The organism is Serratia sp. CoH_134_PS_4, from assembly GCF_058190535.1.
Genome location: NZ_JBXWKI010000005.1, coordinates 141,629 through 162,528, shown reverse-complemented (window position 1 = coordinate 162,528; position 20,900 = coordinate 141,629). Strand labels below are relative to the sequence as shown.

17 protein-coding genes and 1 tRNA gene are annotated in these 20,900 nt (G+C 55.3%); 9 read left to right on the top strand and 9 right to left on the bottom strand.

What is annotated here, in order from left to right:
• Nucleotides 1–70: 70 nt before the first annotated feature.
• Nucleotides 71–1,210: a 23S rRNA (guanine(1835)-N(2))-methyltransferase RlmG gene (gene rlmG, locus AC2FCQ_RS10485; protein ID WP_490307897.1), complete on the top strand. Its 1,140-nt coding sequence runs from the start codon at nt 71–73 to the stop codon at nt 1,208–1,210.
• 39 nt (nt 1,211–1,249) lie between these two features.
• Here the strand turns inward: rlmG and AC2FCQ_RS10480 are convergent, their stop codons facing one another.
• Nucleotides 1,250–3,271, bottom strand: coding sequence for an oxidoreductase (locus tag AC2FCQ_RS10480; RefSeq protein WP_209637221.1), 2,022 nt, complete (start codon nt 3,269–3,271; stop codon nt 1,250–1,252).
• A gap of 349 nt (nt 3,272–3,620) precedes the next feature.
• Between AC2FCQ_RS10480 and AC2FCQ_RS10475 the strand changes: the two genes are divergently transcribed.
• On the top strand, nt 3,621–5,240 hold the full coding sequence (locus tag AC2FCQ_RS10475) for an ABC-F family ATP-binding cassette domain-containing protein (protein ID WP_209637223.1): 1,620 nt from the start codon (nt 3,621–3,623) through the stop codon (nt 5,238–5,240).
• 48 nt (nt 5,241–5,288) lie between these two features.
• Here the strand turns inward: AC2FCQ_RS10475 and pdxR are convergent, their stop codons facing one another.
• Nucleotides 5,289–6,755, bottom strand: coding sequence for a MocR-like pyridoxine biosynthesis transcription factor PdxR (gene pdxR, locus AC2FCQ_RS10470; RefSeq protein WP_209637225.1), 1,467 nt, complete (start codon nt 6,753–6,755; stop codon nt 5,289–5,291).
• Between the two features lie 121 nt (nt 6,756–6,876).
• Here pdxR and AC2FCQ_RS10465 point away from each other — a divergent pair, with 121 nt between their 5' ends.
• From AC2FCQ_RS10465 to AC2FCQ_RS10455, 3 genes are read left to right on the top strand one after another with little or no spacing between them, the layout of a single operon-like run.
• Entirely contained in the window at nt 6,877–8,142 is a 1,266-nt protein-coding gene (locus tag AC2FCQ_RS10465; protein WP_209637227.1) for a 4-aminobutyrate--2-oxoglutarate transaminase, read from the top strand.
• 12 nt (nt 8,143–8,154) lie between these two features.
• Nucleotides 8,155–9,609 carry an NAD-dependent succinate-semialdehyde dehydrogenase gene (locus AC2FCQ_RS10460; RefSeq protein WP_209637228.1) on the top strand — a complete coding sequence of 485 codons (1,455 nt, stop codon included), beginning with the start codon at nt 8,155–8,157 and terminating at the stop codon, nt 9,607–9,609.
• Nucleotides 9,610–9,667: 58 nt separating this feature from the next.
• A complete protein-coding gene (locus tag AC2FCQ_RS10455; protein ID WP_265555918.1) occupies nt 9,668–10,912 on the top strand; it encodes an aromatic amino acid transport family protein in 1,245 nt (414 codons plus the stop codon).
• 70 nt (nt 10,913–10,982) lie between these two features.
• On the opposite strand, the gene yfcF is transcribed toward AC2FCQ_RS10455, so the two are convergent.
• Nucleotides 10,983–11,621, bottom strand: coding sequence for a glutathione transferase (gene yfcF / locus AC2FCQ_RS10450; protein WP_490307898.1), 639 nt, complete (start codon nt 11,619–11,621; stop codon nt 10,983–10,985).
• A 171-nt stretch (nt 11,622–11,792) separates the two neighbouring features.
• Between yfcF and AC2FCQ_RS10445 the strand changes: the two genes are divergently transcribed.
• On the top strand, nt 11,793–12,509 hold the full coding sequence (locus AC2FCQ_RS10445) for an HPP family protein (protein WP_490307899.1): 717 nt from the start codon (nt 11,793–11,795) through the stop codon (nt 12,507–12,509).
• Here AC2FCQ_RS10445 and aac(6') read toward each other — a convergent pair whose 3' ends face one another.
• A complete protein-coding gene (gene aac(6'), locus AC2FCQ_RS10440; RefSeq protein WP_490307900.1) occupies nt 12,510–12,950 on the bottom strand; it encodes an aminoglycoside 6'-N-acetyltransferase in 441 nt (146 codons plus the stop codon). It abuts the gene before it with no gap.
• Nucleotides 12,951–13,390: 440 nt separating this feature from the next.
• A tRNA-Ile gene (locus AC2FCQ_RS10435) sits at nt 13,391–13,467 on the bottom strand.
• 147 nt (nt 13,468–13,614) lie between these two features.
• Here AC2FCQ_RS10435 and mug point away from each other — a divergent pair.
• Nucleotides 13,615–14,103, top strand: a complete 489-nt coding sequence (gene mug, locus AC2FCQ_RS10430; RefSeq protein ID WP_490307901.1) for a G/U mismatch-specific DNA glycosylase — start codon at nt 13,615–13,617, stop codon at nt 14,101–14,103.
• 65 nt (nt 14,104–14,168) lie between these two features.
• Here the strand turns inward: mug and rpoD are convergent, their stop codons facing one another.
• From rpoD to rpsU, 3 genes are all read right to left on the bottom strand, one after another.
• Nucleotides 14,169–16,004, bottom strand: a complete 1,836-nt coding sequence (gene rpoD, locus AC2FCQ_RS10425) for an RNA polymerase sigma factor RpoD (RefSeq protein WP_209637240.1) — start codon at nt 16,002–16,004, stop codon at nt 14,169–14,171.
• Nucleotides 16,005–16,223: 219 nt separating this feature from the next.
• The gene (dnaG, locus tag AC2FCQ_RS10420; protein WP_209637242.1) at nt 16,224–17,972 is read right to left on the bottom strand and encodes a DNA primase; all 1,749 of its coding nucleotides are present in this window, start codon (nt 17,970–17,972) and stop codon (nt 16,224–16,226) included.
• Between the two features lie 136 nt (nt 17,973–18,108).
• Complete coding sequence (rpsU, locus tag AC2FCQ_RS10415; RefSeq protein WP_001144069.1) at nt 18,109–18,324, bottom strand: 30S ribosomal protein S21; 216 nt, start codon at nt 18,322–18,324, stop codon at nt 18,109–18,111.
• 326 nt (nt 18,325–18,650) lie between these two features.
• Here rpsU and tsaD point away from each other — a divergent pair, with 326 nt between their 5' ends.
• Entirely contained in the window at nt 18,651–19,664 is a 1,014-nt protein-coding gene (tsaD, locus tag AC2FCQ_RS10410; protein ID WP_209637244.1) for a tRNA (adenosine(37)-N6)-threonylcarbamoyltransferase complex transferase subunit TsaD, read from the top strand.
• Between the two features lie 35 nt (nt 19,665–19,699).
• On the opposite strand, the gene plsY is transcribed toward tsaD, so the two are convergent.
• A complete protein-coding gene (gene plsY / locus AC2FCQ_RS10405) occupies nt 19,700–20,338 on the bottom strand; it encodes a glycerol-3-phosphate 1-O-acyltransferase PlsY (protein ID WP_265555938.1) in 639 nt (212 codons plus the stop codon).
• Between the two features lie 107 nt (nt 20,339–20,445).
• On the opposite strand from plsY, the gene folB reads away from it, so the two are divergent.
• Nucleotides 20,446–20,805, top strand: a complete 360-nt coding sequence (gene folB, locus AC2FCQ_RS10400) for a bifunctional dihydroneopterin aldolase/7,8-dihydroneopterin epimerase (protein WP_209637248.1) — start codon at nt 20,446–20,448, stop codon at nt 20,803–20,805.
• The last annotated feature ends 95 nt before the right edge of the window (nt 20,806–20,900 follow it).

The window sequence follows — 20,900 nt, the reverse complement described above, 5'->3', positions numbered from 1 at the left end:
CGAAAAAACATTTTACTGCCGGACGTTTTTAGGGGATAAACAGCCCAAATTTTATCAGTCAGGAGGGGCAATGAGCCAACTCGATCTGGGAACACAGCAACTTGAGCTGGAACGTTATCCCCAACAGGAAGAATCCACCCAATTACAGGCGTGGGAAGCGGCGGACGAATATCTGCTGCAACAGCTTGAAAATGTGAACATCGACGGTCGTCCGGTGCTGATTTTCAACGACAACTTTGGCACTTTGGCCTGTGCGTTGCACCGTCATCAGCCATACAGCATCAGCGATTCGTACATGAGCCAGTTGGCAACGCGCCATAACCTGAAGCTCAACGAACTGGATCCAGAGCAGGTTACGCTGTTGGACAGCCTTGCCGAACTGCCGGCATCACCGGCGGTGGTATTGATCCGTATTCCTAAGGCACTGGCCTTGCTGGAACAGCAACTGCGTGCGCTGCGCAATGTGGTGGCGCCGGACACGGTGATTATCGCTGGCGCCAAGGCACGTGACGTACACACCTCGACCATGCAGCTGTTTGAAAAGGTGCTTGGTCCGACGCGTACTAGCCTGGCCTGGAAGAAAGCACGGTTAATCTTCTGTGAAGTTGCAGACATCGTGCCACCAGCCGCGCCGGAAACCACCAATTGGGTGCTGGACGGTACGGATTGGATCATTCACAACCACGCTAACGTGTTCTCACGTAGCAACCTGGATATTGGTGCACGTTTGTTCCTGGATCATCTGCCGCATGACCTTGAAGGCCATATCATCGATCTCGGCTGTGGTAACGGCATCATCGGCATGGCTGCCTTGATGCAGAACCCGCAAGCACAGGTGACCTTTGCTGATGAGTCCTATATGGCGGTGGCTTCCAGTGAGCGGAACGTGGAGCATAACCTGCCGCAGGATATGGATCGTTGTCAGTTTGAAGTGAACAACTCGCTGGCGGGGATTGAACGTGAAAGTGTGCGTGCGGTGCTGTGTAATCCACCGTTCCACCAGCAGCATGCGATCACCGATCACACGGCCTGGCAGATGTTCTGTGACGCCAAGCGGTGCCTGCAGGTGGGCGGCGAACTGCGCATTGTCGGTAATCGCCATCTGGATTATCACCAGAAGCTGAAACGCTTGTTCGGTAATTGCACCTTGATAGCCTCAAACAAGAAGTTCGTGATCTTGAAAGCGGTGAAATCTGGCGCACGTTACTGAGTCGATCAAGGGGCGCAGTGAATGCGCCCCTTATTGTCACTACAGTGCCATCGCCAGCCGCGTGCCCTGATCGATAGCGCGGCGCGCATCCAGCTCGGCGGCAACATCCGCTCCGCCAATCAAATGCACCCTTTTCCCCATTTCCAACAGCGGTTGCTGCAACTCGCGACGTGGCTCTTGCCCGGCGCAGATAATCACCGTGTCTACCGGCAAGCAGCTTTCCTGCTCGGCGCGCAAGATATGCAGCCCTTCATCATCAATACGCTGATAATTCACACTGTTGAGCATTTTTACACCGCGCATCGCCAGGCTGGTGCGGTGGATCCAGCCCGTTGTTTTCCCCAAGCCTTCACCGACTTTGCTGGTCTTGCGTTGCAGCAGATAAATTTGTCGGGCCGCGTGCGCGGCGATCGGCCCCTGTGCTGCTAGCCCGCCGCGTTGGCTAAGCTGACCGTCGATGCCCCATTCACGATTAAACTCAGCCTGATCGAGGCTGCTCGACACGCCGTGCTGGCTGAGGTACTCGGCGGTATCAAAGCCGATACCGCCGGCACCGATAATCGCGACCCGTTGGCCGACCGGTTTTTTGTCGCGCAGCACGTCCAGATAGGTCAGTACTTTGGCGCTATCGATGCCGGGGATGTCCGGGGTACGCGGTATTATGCCGCAGGCGAGGATCACTTCGTCAAATTCTGCCAGATCGGCTGCCGTCACCCAGGTACCCAGTTTCAGCGTCACCTCAAGCAGCGTCAGTTGGCGGCGGAAGTAGCGCAGGGTTTCATGGAATTCCTCTTTGCCAGGAATTTGCTTGGCGATATTGAATTGACCGCCAATCTGATCGGCAGCGTCGAATAACGTCACCCGGTGGCCACGGCTGGCAGCCGTGGTGGCAAATGCCAGCCCGGCAGGCCCTGCGCCGATGACCGCCAGTTTTTTTGGTTTCTCTGTCGGGAGTAACGGCATCTCGGTTTCGCGGCAGGCGCGCGGATTAACCAGGCAAGAGGTGAGCTTGCCCTCAAAAATCTGGTCGAGACAAGCCTGATTGCAGCCAATACAGGTGTTGATCTCGTCGGCACGCCCCTCTGCGGCTTTTTGTACAAAGGCAGCGTCCGCCAGGAACGGGCGGGCCATCGATACCATGTCTGCACAGCCGTCCGCCAATACCTGTTCTGCTACCGCAGGATCGTTGATGCGGTTGGTGGTGATCAGTGGGATGCGTACTTTCCCCATCAGCTTACGGGTCACCCAACTGAAACCTGCGCGTGGCACCATGGTGGCGATGGTTGGAATACGCGCCTCATGCCAGCCAATACCGGTGTTGATAATGGTCGCGCCTGCCTGTTCAACCGCCAGCGCCAACTGCTCTATCTCCTGCCAGCTGGAACCGTCTTCCACCAGATCGAGCATCGAGAGACGGTAAATCAGAATGAAGTCGTTGCCGACCGCCTGGCGTACCGCGCGGACGATCTCCACGGCGAAACGCATACGGTTGCTGAAACTGCCGCCCCATTGGTCATCGCGTTGATTGGTGCGCGACACCAGAAATTGATTGATCAGATAACCTTCAGAACCCATGACTTCAACGCCGTCGTAACCGGCCTGTTGTGCCAGCGCGGCACATTGGGCGAAGTCGGCGATAGTCTGCACGATCTCCGCTTCGCTGAGCGCTGTCGGGGCGAAGGGATTTATCGGCGCTTGCAATGCGGAAGGGGCTACTGGCTGTGGTTGGTAGCTGTAGCGACCGGCATGCAAGATCTGTAGCGCAATTTTGCCACCGGCCTGATGGACGGCATCGGTAACGATGCGATGGTGATCGACTTGCTGCGGGTGGCTGAGGGTGGAACCACCGCGGTACACCACGCCTTTTTCATTGGGGGCAATACCGCCAGTGACGATCAGCGCTACGCCAGCCGCCGCACGTTCGGCATAGAAGGCCGCCATGCGCTCAGGGCCATTAGGCAGTTCTTCCAGGCCGGTGTGCATTGATCCCATCAGCACCCGGTTTTTCAGGGTCGTGAAGCCGAGATCCAGCGGTGCCAGCAGATGCGGGTAGTTGCTCATTGCAGTCTCCATCGTTCATCCCCTGCCTCTTTCAAACGGGTTACCGCTTGCAAATGATTGGGTATGATTAGTTGTTATTATTATGTTGCGACGCTAAGTGGTCGGATGAGACAAATCTAGCCGTTGTCTCTGCCGTTGGGAATCTGTGTTGCGCTGAATGTGATAGATGTCATGAATCTTTATTGTTGTTTGCATAGTGAACAGCAAATCGGTTAGCATTTGCGCGTTGAAATTCCTGCCCTCTGCGGAGCCATTACCGAAAATGAACACACACACCTGCTGATATCTTGTCCTGCGCTGCACGTATTCGTGCGTTGTGGGGATGTTTTGATTTCATTCAGGAGTGCTTATGGCTCATTTTGCGCAGTCCCCCCATTTTGTTTTACACCAACTGACCTGCCAGTTTGCTGACGGCGAAACGCTGTTCGGCCCATTGGATCTCACGTTTGATCAACGACACTGCGGCCTGGTTGGGCGCAACGGCGTCGGTAAAACGCGGCTGCTGCGCCTGATCGCGGGGCTAGATCAACCTGGCGGCGGGCATGTTGAATCTCATGCCTCATTGGCCTATGTGGCACAGCAGCCAGAAATTTCATCGCACACCACGCTAGCGCAACTGCTGGGTTACGGTGAGACGTTCGCAGCACTAGCCCGTATCGAGCAGGGACGCCCACTGGCGGACGATATCGATCGTCTTGAAGGGCAGTGGGATCTGATCGATCGTCTACAGATCGCCTTTACCGCCGCTGGGCTGCCAGCGTTCGATCCACAACGACCGGCACATGATTTGAGCGGCGGCGAACGCATGCGTGCTGCATTGTGCGGGGCGATGTTGAGCGATGCGGACTTTCTTTTGCTGGACGAACCGACCAACCATCTCGATGCCCCGGGGCGTGATTGGTTGCATCAACAGTTAGAACAGTGGCGCGGTGGTTTGCTGGTGGCCAGCCACGATCGGCAACTGTTGGCGCGTATGCAGCGCATCGTTGAATTGACGCCCGGTGCTCTGCACAGTTACGGCGGCAACTACCATGACTATCGCCGACAGCGTGATTTGGAACAGCAGGCGGCGCGTGCCGGGTTGGAGCATGCGCGACAGGAACGCCGCCGCACCCGCGCACGGCAGCAAAAAGAACACGACATCAGCCAGCGACGCTCTGCACAGACACTTAAAACCGTCGATACGTTGAATATCGCGTCTTTTGAGCGGGTGGCCTACAAGGCGGCGGCCAAAGAAAGCCTCGGTACGCTGCGCAAGCAGCATCAGGATCAAAAGAGTGCTCTTGATGTCGCAGTGCGCGACGCTTACCAGCGGGTGGAAGAGGACAGCCCGGTGATGCTCACGCTGCCGGGCAGCGCCGTGGCGGCGGGCAAACAGGTACTGGTGCTCGAACAGGTGGAACTGCCTTTTATCACTATGCCACCGCTGAATTTACGCATTGATGGCCCGATGCGTGTGGCACTGACAGGCCCAAACGGCTGCGGGAAGTCGACGTTGCTGAAAGTGATCCTGGGCCAGTTGGCGGCGAGAGCCGGCAGTTGTCACTGCCCGCTGCCAACGGGTTACCTCGATCAAAGTCTCTCACAACTCGATTTATCCTTATCCGTGGTTGAGCACCTGGGGCTACAGGACTCACCGCTTAATGAAGGCGTGGTACGCAGTCAACTGGCACAGCTGCAGTTAAATGCCGATCATGTGCTGCTGCCGATGGGCGCGCTGAGCGGTGGCGAGCGATTAAAGGCGGCACTTGCCTGTATGTTGTGGCGGCGGGAGCCTGCGCAGTTGCTGTTGCTGGATGAGCCGACTAACCACCTGGATCTGGCGTCGTCTTTGGCGATCGAGGCCTCGCTGGCCGGTTTCCCTGGCGCGATGCTGGTGGTGTCTCACGATGAAAACTTTCTGCAGGCGCTGAAATTGACTCATCGTTTACAGTGGCAGGAGGGAGAGTGGCAACTTCAAGCCTGGTGATACAAGCCAGTTGAATCTGCAGAGCGGCCTTGGCGGCCGCTTTTTTTTTCAGGGATGAATGCATTCCAACAGCAGGGTAAAGGCGGCGGCCATTTGTTCTTCCGGCACGCAAGCGAAGCCCATCAGCAGGCCACGACGATGGTTGGGCAGCATGTAGTAACGTGAAAGCGGTCGCACCAGTACGCCGCGTGCGTTGGCAGCGGCGGCGATCGCCACATCGTCAGCCTCGTCCGGCAGATTAAGGATCAGGTGCAACCCGGCATTGTTGTTAAATTCGCTCAGCGCTTGCTTACCCAGATGCTGTTCGATCAACGCGGTCAGAAAGGCTCGGCGCCGGGCGTAAAGTAGCCGCATACGGCGGATATGCGCCGTGTAATGGCCTTCCTGAATAAATTGCGCCAACGCGGTTTGGATCAGTAAGTGGCCCCCACGATACAGTTCGGCATGCGCCGTTTTCAGCGCAGCCATCAGCGGCTTTGGCAAGACCACGTAACCCAACCTCAGCGCTGGATAGAGCGTTTTACTGAAGGTGCCGATGTAGATTACCGGCGCGTCGGCCTCCAGCCCCTGCAGTGCCGGTATCGGCTGACCGGAGAAACGGAATTCGCTGTCGTAGTCGTCTTCCACAATCCAACTGCCGCCGTTGCGTGCGAGAGCCAACAGCCGTTGCCGTCGCGCCAGGCTCATCACGGATCCCAGCGGATACTGGTGCGACGGCGTAACGAAGATGAGCCGTGGTGCCACAGTGGGTTTTTCCGGCGGTACCATACCGGCTTCATCAACCTCTAGCGGGCAGATATTTACGTCGTTCATCCGCAGGATGTTGCGGATCCCCCAGTAACCTGGCTCTTCAATCCACGCATCGTCACCCGGATTGCACAACATGCGTGTCACCAGATCTATCGCCTGATGAATGCCCTCCGTGATCAGAATTTGCTCTGGTGAACAGCGGACCGAGCGTGCCACCCGTAAATAATCCACCAGGGCATGTTGCAGTTCCGGGCTGCCGCCCTGATTGCTGTATGTCAGCCGTTGTGGTGTCGGACGGCGGCTGATGCGCGCCTGGATTTTGCTGAATAACTGGTGTGGAAAGGCGTTAACGTCGGGGACGCCGGGAATAAATGCCCCCCACTGTTTTGGGCTGGCGCTGGCGTGGTGCAGCAGGGTGCTACCGCGCGCTGACAGCTCTATACGCCGTTGCTCCCCGTCACTGCCTGCTGGCGCACTCGTAGTGGATAAACAACTATCCGGCACGGTTTCGGCGACGAATGTGCCACTCCCGGCACGAGCCAGAACATATCCTTCTGCCAATAATTGTTCGTAAACGGTTAATGCAGTGTTACGTGAGAGGCCAAGTTCCTGCGCCAAATCCCGTGAGGCAGGCAAGCGACTGGAGGGCGGCAGGCTGCCGTCCAGAATGCTGGTGCGAATCGCGTTATATAGCCGTTTATGCAGCTTATCTTCGGGCTGTTCGCCAAGCCGTTGCAATAACAGGTCACCACTCAGTGAGCGCAATTGGATCCCTCAATTAATCGTAACTGGCTCTCGATTATAGGGCCACATCCTGTGTAAATAAACGTCATTGTTTCACGAATGTGAACAAAACGTACAACAGGCACCGACCGGAGAGAACAACATGAAAAACGCAGAATTGAATCAACGTCGTCAGGATGCCACTCCGCGTGGGGTAGGTGTGATGTGTGGTTTTTACGCTGAGCGTGCAGAGAACGCCACGCTGTGGGACGTCGAAGGCAATGAGGTTATCGATTTTGCTTCCGGTATTGCAGTGCTCAATACCGGGCACCGCCACCCGAAGGTGATCGCTGCCATTGAAAAGCAGCTGAAGGCCTTTACCCACACCGCGTACCAAATTGTTCCTTACGAAAGCTACGTTACGCTGGCTGAACGTATCAACCAACGCGCACCGATCGACGGCCCATGCAAAACCGCGTTCTTCACCACCGGTGCTGAAGCGGTAGAAAACGCCGTCAAAATTGCGCGTGCCCATACAGGCCGTCCGGGGTTGATCACCTTTGGTGGCGGTTTCCACGGGCGTACCTACATGACCATGGCGTTGACCGGTAAAGTGGCACCTTACAAGTTGGGCTTTGGGCCATTCCCGGGGTCGGTGTTCCACGGGCAGTACCCGAATGCCTTGTATGGCGTCACCACCGAAGACGCGATGAACAGCCTGGAACGTATTTTTAAAGCGGATATCGATCCCAAGCAGGTCGCCGCTATCGTGCTGGAGCCGGTGCAGGGAGAGGGCGGCTTCAATATCGCCCCCGCCGAGTTTATGCAGGCGTTACGTACGCTGTGCGACGAACATGGCATTTTGCTGATTGCCGATGAAGTGCAGACCGGTTTTGCCCGTACCGGCAAGCTGTTTGCGATGGATCATTACAGCGTTAAACCCGATCTGATCACCATGGCGAAAAGCCTGGCAGGGGGTATGCCGTTGTCCGCGGTGGCGGGTCGTGCCGACGTGATGGACGCCCCAGCTCCGGGTGGATTGGGCGGCACTTATGCCGGTAACCCACTGGCGGTTGCGGCTGCGCTGGCAGTACTTGACGTGATTGAAGAAGAACAGCTGTGCCAGCGTTCGCAACGCCTGGGCCAGCATCTGGTGGAGGTATTGCAGCAGGCGCGTCAAACCAGCCCGGCGATTGCGGATATTCGCGCACAGGGGTCGATGGTGGCGGTGGAGTTTAATGATCCGGCCACCGGTAAGCCATCGGCGGAGATTACCCGCCAGGTTCAGCAGAAAGCACTGGCAGAAGGGCTGCTGCTGCTGAGCTGCGGTGTGAACGGCAACGTAATCCGCTTCCTGTATCCGCTGACCATCCCTGAAGACCAGTTCACCAAGGCGTTGGGCATTCTTTCTCGCGCACTGGCTCAATAAGGAGTGGCTACGATGAAACTGACTAATCCTGAACTGTTACGCAGCCAGTGCCTGATCAATGGTGAGTGGTGTGATGCGTTAAGTGGTAAACGCGAAGCGGTCATCAACCCGGCAACCGGTGTTGAACTGGCCAGCATACCGCTGGTCAGCGGCGAAGAGACCCAACAGGCGATCAATGCTGCGCAGGTGGCACAGCAAAGCTGGAAGCAGCTGACCGCTAAGCAACGTTCCGCATTGATGCAGGCCTGGGCCGATAAGGTGCTGGCAGCGCAAGAGGATTTGGCGCAGTTGATGACGGCTGAACAGGGCAAGTCATTGGCGGAGGCGCGTGGCGAAGTGGCTTATGCGGCCTCGTTTATCACCTGGTTCGCCGAAGAAGCCAAACGGGTCGACGGAGCGGTCTTGCAGGCGCCGTTAGCCTCACAGCGCTTGGTCGTCGTGAAGCAACCGATCGGCGTTTGTGCGGCGATCACACCGTGGAATTTCCCGGCTGCGATGATTACCCGCAAAGTGGCACCGGCATTGGCGGCAGGTTGCGCCATTATCGTCAAACCGGCCGAACAAACGCCGCTGACTGCGCTGGCGTTGGGCAAATTGGCGCAGGACGCGGGTATTCCTGCCGGCGTCCTGCAGGTAGTGACCGGCGACGCAGCCCAAGTGGGCAAAGTACTGTGCGACAGCCCGGTGGTGCGCAAACTGAGCTTTACCGGTTCGACCGAAGTCGGCCGTATTTTGATGGCGCAGTGTGCGCCAACCATTAAGAAGCTGTCACTGGAGCTGGGGGGTAATGCGCCGGTGATTGTCTTTGACGACGCGAATTTGGATGCCGCGGTAGCGGGCATTATGGCCTCTAAATTCCGCAATAGCGGCCAAACCTGTGTCTGCGCTAACCGCATCTACGTGCAGGACGGTATCTATGACCGTTTGGTGGACAAGCTGGTGGCGGCGGTTGAGCAACTTAACGTCGGTGACGGCAGCCAGGAAGGCACCACACAGGGGCCGTTGATCGACCAGGATGCGGTTGAAAAAGTGCAGAACCACATCGACGACGCGTTGATCAAAGGCGCACAGATCGCAACGGGGGGGCAGCCGCACGCGCTGGGCCGTACCTTCTTCCAACCGACGGTGGTGACAGGCGTGACGCAAAAAATGCGTTTCGCCAAAGAAGAAACCTTTGGGCCGGTAGCGCCGCTGTTCCGTTTCCATGATGAGGCGGAAGCCATCGCGATGGCCAACGATACTGAATTCGGCCTGGCGGCCTATGTATTCACGCAGAATGCGTCGCGCCAATGGCGGGTGCCGGAAGCCTTGGAATACGGCATGGTCGGGATCAATACCGGGTTGATTTCCAATGAAGTTGCGCCGTTCGGCGGCGTGAAGCAGTCAGGGCTCGGACGCGAAGGATCGCGTTACGGGATTGAAGAATATCTGGAGCTGAAATACCTGTGTATCGATGTGAGCTGTTAACCACCGGGAAACTAACCTACCCCGGTGGCCAGCGCTACCGGGAGACAAAGGATGCCGCATGTCTTCTGATAATACCGTTATTTCTCCGGCGCTTGCCGCCGGGGTGCGAACGTCTGCACCCACCAAATCACTGAGCTTCCTCGAAGGGGTAGCGATGATTGTCGGCACCAATATTGGGGCCGGCGTACTGTCTATCGCTTATGCCTCAAGCAAGGCCGGTTTTTTACCCCTGTTGTTCTGGTTAGTGTTAGTGGGGAGTTTGACCACGATCACCATGCTGTACGTCGCCGAATCGACCCTGCGTACCCGCGCTCATCTGCAGCTGAGCGGGTTGGCGAAACGTTATGTCGGCGGTATCGGTGCCTGGCTGATGTTTGCTTCTGTCTGTGTCAACAGCGTTGGGGCCTTGACCGCCTATATGACCGGCAGCGGCAAGCTATTGCAATCCCTGTTTGGCATTTCCCCGGCGATAGGCAGCCTGCTGTTTTTCGTGCCGGCGGCAGGGGTGCTGTACCTGGGGCTTAAAGCGATTGGCCGCGGTGAAAAGTTTATCAGTATCGGCATGGTGGTGATGTTGACCGCATTGGTGACGGCCACGCTGGTCAAGGACACCACCCAGATGCGCAACCTGCTGGATGGTGATTGGCGCTTTATGGTGCCGGTATTTAACGTGGTGGTGTTTTGCTTCTCTGCGCAATACATCGTGCCAGAAATGGCGCGCGGCTTCTCTGACAAACCAGAGCAACTGCCAAAAGCGATTATGGTCGGCATGGCGGTGACCTTCGTGCTGTTGGCAGCGGTACCGATGTCGGTGATCGCCCTCAGTGGGCTGAATGGTATCTCTGACGTGGCAACCATTTCATGGGGACAGGCGTTGGGGCAGTGGGCCTTCTTCTCAGCCAACATTTTTGCACTGTGCGCGATGCTGACGTCTTACTGGGGACTGGGCGGGAGCTTCCTGACCAATATTTTTGACCAGTTCAGGTTGGGCAACGACGAGCAGCCGCTGCGCCGCTTCGGTGTGTTGATGTTGGTCGTATTGCCGCCGTTTGTGTTGGCTTATAGCGGGCTGGTGTCGTTCGTCAATGCGCTGTATTTCGCTGGGGTATTCAGCGGGGTGATCTTGTCGATTATGCCGATGTTGATCCTGCGTGGTGCGCGTAAGCACGGCGATCAGACGCCGCGTTGGCAGTGTAGCTGGATCACTCATCCGATTTTGCAGATCAGCATTGTGTTGCTGTATCTGTCCAGCGCGGGATATGCCATTGCCTCGTTATTAGGTTATCTGCCCTCTGGATGGTGACTTGCCTTCCCTCAAGAAGTGATGTTGTTTCTCGGTCATTGAGAACGGCGGCGTCGTGGCCGCCGATTTTTTACTCCCCGCTTATTTTCCCCGGCAGCGCCAACCAGGCCTGCACCGAAGGGCGTTGCCACTGTTTGTGTGCATAGTGGCGAATACTTTCGGGTACGGTATCGCCGTGTATCACCAACCGATTCAGCATCAAGGCCAGATCGGTATCGGCAATGCACCATTCCCTGAACAGGTTATCCTGGCCGTGGCTCAGCAACTTTTCGACCGCGGCGATCAGTTTGTTGGCGGCAGCCTGCGCCGTGGCGGACAACGGCGGAAACTTACTGTTAATGAATACCGCCTCGGTGGGGCGCTCGGCGCGGAGGGCCTGTAAATCGCTGCGTAACCATGCCTGAACCTCGCGGGCTTTGGCCCGTTGTTTGACATCGCGTGGGTACACTGGGTGGGCCGGATGGATCTCATCGAGGTATTCATCAATGGCTGAGGATTCCGAAAGCTGAAACTCGCCGACCACTAGCGTAGGCACACGGCGCGTCAAGGACAGCGCCGCGTAGGCTGCTTCTTTGTTTTTCCCCTGTGCCAGGTCGACCGGCTTTACGGTGAAGGGGATGCCTTTTTCCGTCAACGTAATAAACGCCGACATGGCATAAGGACTGAAAAATTCAGCATCGGTATAGAGTTCGGCAATCGGCTGAGACATTGGGTTTTCCTCAAGGCAAAGGGATGCGAACTTTGATAATTGACGAGGAGTGGCTAAAGATCAATCTGTTAGCTTAAAGTTATTTCTGGTGAGTTTGGTGCGGTAAGCAGCAGAGGCCTGCGTTGTGATATATTTGTTGCCATTAAGTTGAATTTGGCAGTGCGAAGTAACATGAAGATGTCGTTGAAAGCAAGATTGAAAGTGGGCTGTGCACGTTTGTGGCCACATCCTCTGGCGGTAGGCAAAAAAGAGATTGTACTTTCCAGCCTCGGCGCCGGGCTGGGGTTGATGATTGCGGGGTGGATCAGTCATTTTGTGCTGGGCGAGGTGAACCTGTGGTTTATCGCACCTATGGGCGCATCTGCTGTGCTGCTTTTTGGTGTACCGAATAGCCCGTTAGCGCAACCCTGGTCAATCGTGGGTGGCAATATGTCGGCTGCTGCGGTGGGGGTGAGTACCGGTCTGTTGATTCCCGATCCTGGTTTGGCCTGTGGGGTAGCGGCCGCGCTGGCGATTGGATTGATGTTCAAGCTGCGTTGTTTGCATCCGCCCGGCGGCGCGGTGGCACTGACGGCCATCCTCGGTGGGCCGGGCATTCACCAACTCGGCTATAGCTTCGTGCTGTACCCAGTGCTGCTTAACTCAGTGTTATTGGCGCTGTTGGCGATTATCTTTAATAACCTGGCAGGACGACGTTACCCGCACCCTTTGGCACCGACAGAGACAAAACCGGCCAATCTGCCGATTGATGCGGTGTCTATTACCCGCGCCGATCTGCACGAGGCGCTGATGCAGGGCGAACTCTTTGATATCGATGAGGACGATTTGCAGGACATTCTGCTGCGTGCCGAACAGTTGGCGCACCAGAGGCAGGCTGGAACAGCCTGATTACGCGAGCGTTTTTCGGTAAAACACGACGCGTTCTGTTTCGCTAAAACCCAGTGCCGCATGCAGGCGCTGGGAGTCGAGATTGGCTATGTCAGTATCGGACGCCAGTTCGCTGCACCCTTGCTGTTTGGTCCATTGCTGAACCTGTGCAATCAATCGCGATGCGCAGCCCTGGCGACGAGCTGATTCCGCAGTATAAATCCCTTCCAGAAAGGCCACCGGCGATGATTCGCAGCCGTTGACGTAATCATGGCGCAGCGCGACTTCAGCAAGGGCGACAAAAGCATCATCCTTGGTTTGGATCATAAACGCGGTGTGATGTGGCGAAGCCAATATCTCATTCATTTCTGCCCGGTGTTCTTCCTGTGGGCAAGTTGGCCACAATGCACTTCGCAGTGTCAGCCAGGCATTAAAATTGGCGTTGTTACAAATGACGATCATGGGATTTCCTGTTTTATGGGACAGCAGACCGGTACAAAGGGGGATGCAGGGTACCATACAGAATCACCGCGGCTCGATCTGTATGATGATTATAGTAACTCGGTGAATCTGTCTTGTTTTTGTGACTTGAGTCACCCTATATCCCTGAGTGACAAACGGGGGAAGGCAATGAAAAATACAGAGAGTTTGCGCGCCGACAGTAAATCGCAGCGGTGGAGCCTATGGTGCAATTGGTGCCAGTATTGGCGGCGTCGAAGTTTTAGTTCTGCTGGCAGAAAGTCTTTGGATGCCATGCGTTGCTGGCAATTGCGTGATATCGGATTGCGATCTTGCGATGTCCGTCGGGAAGGTCGGGATTCGCTTTGGCAGCGCTGAGCCTGCGGAAACAAAAAACCACCTGCTAAGAGGTGGTTTTTGACGCTGTTATATCAGCTAAAATTTGGTGGCCCCTACTGGACTTGAACCAGTGACCAAGCGATTATGAGTCGCGTGCTCTAACCAACTGAGCTAAGGGGCCAAGCGGCGAGATTATACGGTAATCTTTCGGCGCAGGTCTACTGTTACCCATCTGTATGTTGCTTTTATAAGCAGTTCTAGCCTGTTGTAATTACTGACGGATTTTGCGATAACCGCTGTAAATCCTTTTAATGGACGCGCAAACCCTATGGAACTCTTGGCCCCAAACCTACGGGTGGTGTTTTGCGGCATCAACCCCGGCCTTTCTTCCGCCCATCAAGGCTACCCTTTTGCTAACGGCAGCAACCGCTTCTGGAAGGTGGTGCATCAGGCCGGTTTCACCGAACGTCAGCTTGCCCCGGAGCAGTGGCAGCAGCTGCAGGATACGGGCTGTGGCATCACGGCGCTGGTGGCACGACCGACGGTAGCCGCCAGTGAAGTGACGCGTGACGAGTTACTCAGCGGTGGCGAAGCGTTAAAAGAAAAGATTCTGCGTTACCAGCCGCGTTCGTTGGCGATCTTGGGCAAACAGGCGTTCAGTAGCGCTTTTGGCGTGCGTAACGCGCCCTGGGGGCGTCAAGAGATGACGATTGGCAAAACGGAGGTCTGGGTATTGCCTAACCCAAGCGGATTGAACCGTGCCACGCTGGAGCAACTTACGGCGAGCTATCACGAACTGTTTCTGGCGTTGAAATGAGTCCTGCGGATTTTAGGCAATAAAAAACCCCGGCATGCCGGGGTTTTTTTGCAAGCAGCGAAACCTTAGTCGTCCAGGAAGCTACGCAACACTTCGGAACGGCTAGGGTGGCGCAGTTTACGCAGAGCTTTGGCTTCGATCTGACGAATACGCTCACGGGTAACGTCGAACTGTTTGCCCACTTCTTCCAGCGTGTGGTCCGTGTTCATGTCGATACCGAAACGCATACGCAGCACTTTCGCTTCACGTGCAGTCAGGCCAGCCAATACGTCGTGCGTTGCAGAACGCAGGCTTTCTGATGTCGCAGAATCCAGTGGCAGCTCGAGGGTGGTATCCTCGATGAAATCGCCCAGATGTGAATCTTCATCATCACCGATCGGTGTTTCCATGGAGATCGGCTCTTTAGCGATCTTCAGCACTTTACGGATTTTGTCTTCCGGCATCAGCATGCGTTCAGCCAGCTCTTCCGGCGTTGGCTCACGGCCCATCTCTTGCAGCATCTGGCGCGAAATACGGTTGAGCTTGTTGATGGTCTCAATCATGTGCACCGGGATACGGATGGTACGCGCCTGGTCGGCGATAGAGCGAGTGATAGCCTGACGGATCCACCAGGTGGCGTAAGTTGAGAACTTATAACCACGACGGTATTCGAACTTGTCTACGGCTTTCATCAGACCGATGTTACCTTCCTGGATCAGATCCAGGAACTGCAGGCCACGGTTGGTGTATTTCTTGGCGATAGAAATAACCAGACGCAAGTTGGCTTCAACCATTTCTTTTTTCGCACGGCGGGCTTTCGCTTCACCGATAGACATGCGACGGTTGATGTCCTTCACTTGCTCGATGGTCAGGCCGGTTTCTTCTTCGATCTGACGCAGTTTTTGCAGGCTGCGCTGTACGTCTTCCGCTACGTCTTTCAGCTTTTCTGACCATGGCTTAGCCATTGCCAGTGCCGCTTCGAACCACGTGGTGCTGGTTTCGTTACCGGCGAACAGAGTGACAAAGTTTTTCTTCGGCATTTTGCACTGTTCAACACACAGTTTCATGATGATACGTTCTTGAGTACGAACGCGATCCATCATGGTGCGCATGCTGTTGACCAGGAAGTCGAACTGTTTTGGCACCAGGCGGAACTGCTTGAACACTTCAGACAGCTTCAGGATTTCTTCTGCTGCGCTGGCGTGGCTGCGGCCGTTCTTTTTGATGACGATACGGGTCGCTTCGTACTGATCGCGCAGGTCGGCGAATTTCTGACGCGCCAGCTCAGGATCGATGCTGTTGTCGTCTTCTTCTTCCTCTTCGTCTTCCTCTTCGTCGTCGTCGTTCTGCTCTTCGGTCGACAGCTCAGAACCCACGTGGGTAGCGGTAGGGGCGATGTCCTCTTCCGCATTAGGATCAACGAAGCCGGTGATCAGATCGGACAGGCGAGCTTCGCCTGCTTCGACGCGATCGTACTGTTCCAGCAAATAGGTGATGGCTTCAGGGTATTCGGCAACGGAGCACTGAACCTGGTTGATACCGTCTTCAATACGCTTGGCGATGTCGATTTCGCCTTCACGCGTCAGCAGTTCAACGGTACCCATTTCGCGCATGTACATGCGCACCGGGTCGGTGGTACGGCCAATCTCAGACTCAACGCTCGACAGCACTTGAGCGGCAGCTTCTTCCGCATCTTCGTCTGTGCTGTTTGAGTTTTCAGCGAGTAATAGGTCATCGGCGTCTGGCGCTTCTTCCAGAACCTGAATGCCCATGTCGTTAATCATCTGGATGATGTCTTCGATCTGGTCGGAGTCGACGATATCTTCCGGCAGATGGTCATTGACCTCAGCATAGGTCAGATAGCCTTGCTCCTTACCACGGGTGACAAGTAGCTTTAGCTGTGACTGCGGGTTTTGCTCCATAAGACGGTATCCACACTTCAGAGTATTTGGGTTGGTGTCGGTCGGCGAAACCGCCAACAATAGCATTTGGGGCGTTTTTGTTGTTGCCGCGGCCCACTGTGGCGGCATATTGCAGGGCTCTGCCCTCGCATTTATCGGCACTTAAGCCGTTGTATTCTTTATTCTTCACGTTTTGGCGGCGTTATTGGCAGCCTAAACATGAATCATTTTGGTCAAAAATTAGTTTTTCTTTGCTAACACTTGGTTAAGAGAACGGACTTCTTCACGTTCTTCTGGGCTGAGGCCGTGCGTTCTGGCCTGCGCGATCAATGTTTCCAGCCGTTGCTCCAGTACCGAGTCATAGAGGCTAGCTAAGGTATCCAAAAAGGTCTGTTCGACCCTGTCCTCAACGATCATATGGTTCCATGTCGCCAAGGTTTCAAGCTGTTGGCTCAATTTGTTGTCGCGATACTGCTCCAACAACTGACCGGTTGTCAGGCCTGGCTGGGCCAAACAGGTTTGCACCAACTCGACAAACAGCGGTAACCCCGCCTGTTTAGTCTGCTCTAACCCCTCGAGTGAAGGGATAAGTGTAGCCAGTTGCGGATTTTGTACCAGTAGCCCTATTAGTATACGCATGGTTGTGCGTTTTAGCTGGGGCGCCTGATAAGTATTCGCATTTTCAGCCTGCTTGGGCATCAGCTTGTCGAGCTGGCTGTCATCCAGCAGACCCAGCTTGCTGCCGAGCTGTTGGCGCAGGTACAAGCGCAACGTTTCGCCCGGCACTTGAGTGATCAGGGGTAGTGCCAGCGTACTCAGCTTGGCGCGACCGTCCGGGCTGCTCAAATCAACCTGTGGCATCAAGGTTTCGAACAGGAAAGTGGAAAGCGGCTGCGCCAGCTCCATTCGTTGTTCGAAGGCCTCTTTACCTTCTTTGCGTACCAAGGTGTCCGGGTCTTCGCCATCAGGCAAAAACATAAACCGCAGTTGACGCCCATCGTTGAGATAGGGCAGCGCAGTTTCCAGCGCACGCCAGGCCGCTTCACGGCCGGCTCTGTCACCGTCATAGCAACAGACAACGTTATCGGTGGCGCGGAACAGCAGCTGAATATGTTCAGCTGTCGTTGAAGTCCCAAGCGAGGCGACGGCATAATCGATACCGTATTGCGCCAGCGCCACCACGTCCATATAACCTTCCACTACCAGCAGCCGTTGCGGGGTAGGGTGGCTCTGTTGTGCTTCATAAAGGCCGTACAATTGACGACCCTTGTGGAATACTTCAGTTTCCGGCGAGTTCAGGTATTTCGGCATACCGTCACCCAATACGCGACCGCCAAAGGCGATCACTCGCCCGCGTTTGTCGCGGATAGGGAACATCACGCGTTCACGGAAACGATCGTACGAACGTCCTTGATCGTTAGTCACCAACATGCCGGCATCGTTCAATGCGCTACGGCTGTCGGCATCGCGACCAAAACGCTTTAAGGCGTTATCCCAACCGGCAGGTGCAAAGCCGATAGCGAAATGGCGGATAACGTCGTCACTCAGCCCGCGCTGTTGCAGATAATCACGCGCCGGCGCACCGGAAGGTTGATGCAGTGACTGTTGATAGAACGCGCTGAGCTGTTCCATCAGTTGATACAGGCTCTGGCGCTGATGACGTTCGATTTGGGTTGGCCCGGAACCTGCCTCGTAAGGCACTTCCAGTCCGTGCATGGTCGCCAGTTCCTCGATGGTTTCAACAAACTCAAGTCTGTCGTAATTCATCAGAAAGTCGACGGCATTACCGTGCGCACCACAACCAAAACAGTGGTAAAACTGCTTTTCGCCATTAACAGTAAATGAAGGCGTTTTTTCGTGGTGGAACGGACAGCACGCGTGATAGTTCTTGCCCTGCTTTTTGAGCTTTACACGTGCGTCGATCAGATCGACGATGTCGGTGCGAGCCAGCAAGTCATTGATAAATACGCGCGGAATTCGTCCAGCCATAAGCCCTTACTTTACTAGCCTATAAACGAGAACAAGCCGCGCATTCCTTTCGGAAAGCACGGCCTTCGTATGCAACTACTCAGTCTGCGCGATTTTTAAAATCAGAAATTCACGCGGCGGGGTTACCCCCGAAGAATTAATACAGACGAGTGCGGCGTGCGTTTTCGCGAGCCAGTTTCTTCGCGTGACGTTTCACAGCAGAAGCTTTAGCGCGCTTACGTTCGGTAGTCGGTTTTTCATAGAACTCACGACGACGAACTTCAGCTAAAACGCCTGCTTTCTCGCAAGAGCGTTTGAAACGACGCAGAGCAACGTCAAATGGCTCGTTTTCACGTACTTTAATTACAGGCATGTGCCTCTCACCTCAATAAAATTCGGTTTGCTGCTGGCCAAGCGCCAGCAATTTCAAAATGGTGCGGAATTTTACTTCAACGGATGCTGCTTTGTAAAGCACCACAGCAAATTGAAACCTGCGGCCACCCTGGTAAAACATGCGCAATTTTGCATCGGGCGCTGATTATAGACTAATCAGAAAAAAATGCTCGTTTTTAATCAAACCGGCATTTATGGCTGGAATCATCAACATAGCCTATAACCTCGGACAAGATGCGCTGTGCTGGCGGTAAACAGGTCTGATTGTGCTAAACTGACGGCCGCACGTGAATGATGGGAAATGTAATGCGAGTACTGGGTATAGAAACATCCTGCGATGAAACCGGAATTGCAGTGTATGACGATCAGACCGGTTTATTAGCCAATCAATTATACAGCCAAGTGAAGCTGCATGCCGATTATGGCGGTGTGGTACCGGAACTGGCCTCCCGCGATCACGTGCGTAAAACCGTACCTTTGATTCAGGCGGCGTTGAAGGAAGCGAACTTGACTGCAGCCGATATCGACGGCGTTGCCTATACGGCCGGGCCAGGCCTGGTCGGTGCGCTGCTGGTCGGCGCTACCATTGGTCGCGCATTGGCGTTTGCCTGGAATGTGCCGGCGGTGCCGGTGCATCACATGGAAGGTCACCTGTTGGCCCCGATGCTGGAAGATAATCCTCCGGCTTTCCCGTTTGTTGCACTGCTGGTTTCCGGTGGTCACACCCAACTTATCAGCGTGACCGGCATTGGTCAGTACGAACTGCTGGGTGAGTCAGTGGACGATGCGGCCGGTGAAGCCTTCGATAAAACCGCCAAGCTGCTTGGGCTGGACTATCCTGGCGGCCCGATGCTGTCAAAAATGGCGCAACAGGGCACTGCGGGTCGTTTCACCTTCCCGCGCCCGATGACCGATCGTCCCGGTCTGGATTTCAGCTTCTCCGGTCTGAAGACCTTTGCGGCCAATACTATCCGCTCCAGCGGCAATGACGATCAGACGCGGGCGGATATCGCGCGGGCGTTTGAGGATGCCGTTGTCGATACGTTGGCGATCAAATGCAAACGCGCGCTGGAGCACACCGGTTTTAAACGTTTGGTCATGGCCGGCGGCGTCAGCGCCAACCGTACGCTACGGGTCAAAATGGCGGAAATGATGCAAAAACGTGGCGGTGAAGTGTTCTATGCCCGTCCGGAGTTCTGCACGGATAACGGCGCGATGATCGCTTATGCAGGCCTGGTGCGGTTGAAAAGTGGAGCCAACCCGGAGCTGGGTGTTTCGGTACGGCCGCGTTGGCCGCTGGCGGAACTGCCTGCAGTATAAATATGAGAAAGGCCGGAGAGTTCCGGCCTTTTTGATCACTCTTCTTTTTTCTCTTCCTGTTCTACCGCATCGGTTTTCTTTTTGCGGAAGATACCCCAAATTTTCCCTTCCTGGCCGCGCCACAAGCGCTGGATATTGTCATGGTGTCGCATCAGGATCAGGCACGACAACATGGCCACGGGGAAGGTAAATTGCGGTTTGAACCACCAGACGTAGAAAGGAGCAATCAGCGCGCTGATGATGGCACCGAGTGAAGAGTAGCCGCTGAGCAACACGGTCAGCAGCCAGGTGCCGGTCATCAGGCCGGTAAGATCCCAGCCGATCGGCGCGATGGCACCAAATGCCGTTGCTACGCCTTTGCCGCCGCGGAAGTGGAAGAATACGGGATAGATATGCCCCAAACAGGCAGCGATCGCCGTTAGCCCCAGGTACAACGGTGGGACATTGAGCTTGTATGCCAGCCAGACCGGCAGCATCCCTTTTAAAATATCGAACACCAGCACTGCCGCCGCGGCGACACGACCGCCGATGCGCAGGACGTTGGTAGCCCCTGGATTCCCTGAGCCATTTGCACGCGGATCGGGCAGCCTGGCGATCCGGCAAACCAGGATCGCACTGGAAACTGAGCCACACAGATACGCGAAGATAATCATGCCAAGCGCGGTAGCACTCATAACGCGGTTCCGTTTAATAAGGGTCGTTTTACTCGCAACATATATGGATAATACGCATATTCCGCTGGAAGTGGTATCCGGCAAGGCCAAAAACAGAGAATGACGTGATGGATATCGTATTTATAGAAGAGCTTACCGTAATTACTACCATTGGCGTTTATGACTGGGAACAAAACATTCGCCAGAAGTTGGTGTTCGATATCGAAATGGGCTGGGACAACCGTCGAGCTGCTGCCAGTGACGATGTGAATGACTGCCTGAGCTATGCCGATATTAGTGAAGCCATCATCCAACACGTGGAGCCCAATCGCTTTGCGCTGGTAGAGCGGGTTGCAGAGGAAATATCTGAAATATTACTCCAGCGCTTCAATTCCCCGTGGGTCCGTATTAAGGTCAGCAAACCGGGCGCAGTTGCACATGCCAACCGGGTTGGGGTGATCATTGAGCGCGGTACTCGCCCGGCGTGACGTTCTGTCATAAAGATGCAACTTAAGACCGTTAATTTGGTCCGAACCTGAGAATAGTTTTAGCGGCAATGTATTGAACACTGCCGCTTTTTTAT

What these genes read in the sequence shown, in the direction of transcription:
- rlmG (WP_490307897.1), top strand. Translation starts at nt 71, where the DNA reads ATGAGCCAACTCGATCTGGGAACACAGCAACTTGAGCTGGAACGTTAT.
- AC2FCQ_RS10480 (WP_209637221.1), bottom strand. Translation starts at nt 3,271, where the DNA reads ATGAGCAACTACCCGCATCTGCTGGCACCGCTGGATCTCGGCTTCACG.
- AC2FCQ_RS10475 (WP_209637223.1), top strand. Translation starts at nt 3,621, where the DNA reads ATGGCTCATTTTGCGCAGTCCCCCCATTTTGTTTTACACCAACTGACC.
- AC2FCQ_RS10465 (WP_209637227.1), top strand. Translation starts at nt 6,877, where the DNA reads ATGAAAAACGCAGAATTGAATCAACGTCGTCAGGATGCCACTCCGCGT.
- AC2FCQ_RS10460 (WP_209637228.1), top strand. Translation starts at nt 8,155, where the DNA reads ATGAAACTGACTAATCCTGAACTGTTACGCAGCCAGTGCCTGATCAAT.
- AC2FCQ_RS10455 (WP_265555918.1), top strand. Translation starts at nt 9,668, where the DNA reads ATGTCTTCTGATAATACCGTTATTTCTCCGGCGCTTGCCGCCGGGGTG.
- yfcF (WP_490307898.1), bottom strand. Translation starts at nt 11,621, where the DNA reads ATGTCTCAGCCGATTGCCGAACTCTATACCGATGCTGAATTTTTCAGT.
- AC2FCQ_RS10445 (WP_490307899.1), top strand. Translation starts at nt 11,793, where the DNA reads ATGAAGATGTCGTTGAAAGCAAGATTGAAAGTGGGCTGTGCACGTTTG.
- mug (WP_490307901.1), top strand. Translation starts at nt 13,615, where the DNA reads ATGGAACTCTTGGCCCCAAACCTACGGGTGGTGTTTTGCGGCATCAAC.
- rpoD (WP_209637240.1), bottom strand. Translation starts at nt 16,004, where the DNA reads ATGGAGCAAAACCCGCAGTCACAGCTAAAGCTACTTGTCACCCGTGGT.
- dnaG (WP_209637242.1), bottom strand. Translation starts at nt 17,972, where the DNA reads ATGGCTGGACGAATTCCGCGCGTATTTATCAATGACTTGCTGGCTCGC.
- rpsU (WP_001144069.1), bottom strand. Translation starts at nt 18,324, where the DNA reads ATGCCTGTAATTAAAGTACGTGAAAACGAGCCATTTGACGTTGCTCTG.
- tsaD (WP_209637244.1), top strand. Translation starts at nt 18,651, where the DNA reads ATGCGAGTACTGGGTATAGAAACATCCTGCGATGAAACCGGAATTGCA.
- plsY (WP_265555938.1), bottom strand. Translation starts at nt 20,338, where the DNA reads ATGAGTGCTACCGCGCTTGGCATGATTATCTTCGCGTATCTGTGTGGC.
- folB (WP_209637248.1), top strand. Translation starts at nt 20,446, where the DNA reads ATGGATATCGTATTTATAGAAGAGCTTACCGTAATTACTACCATTGGC.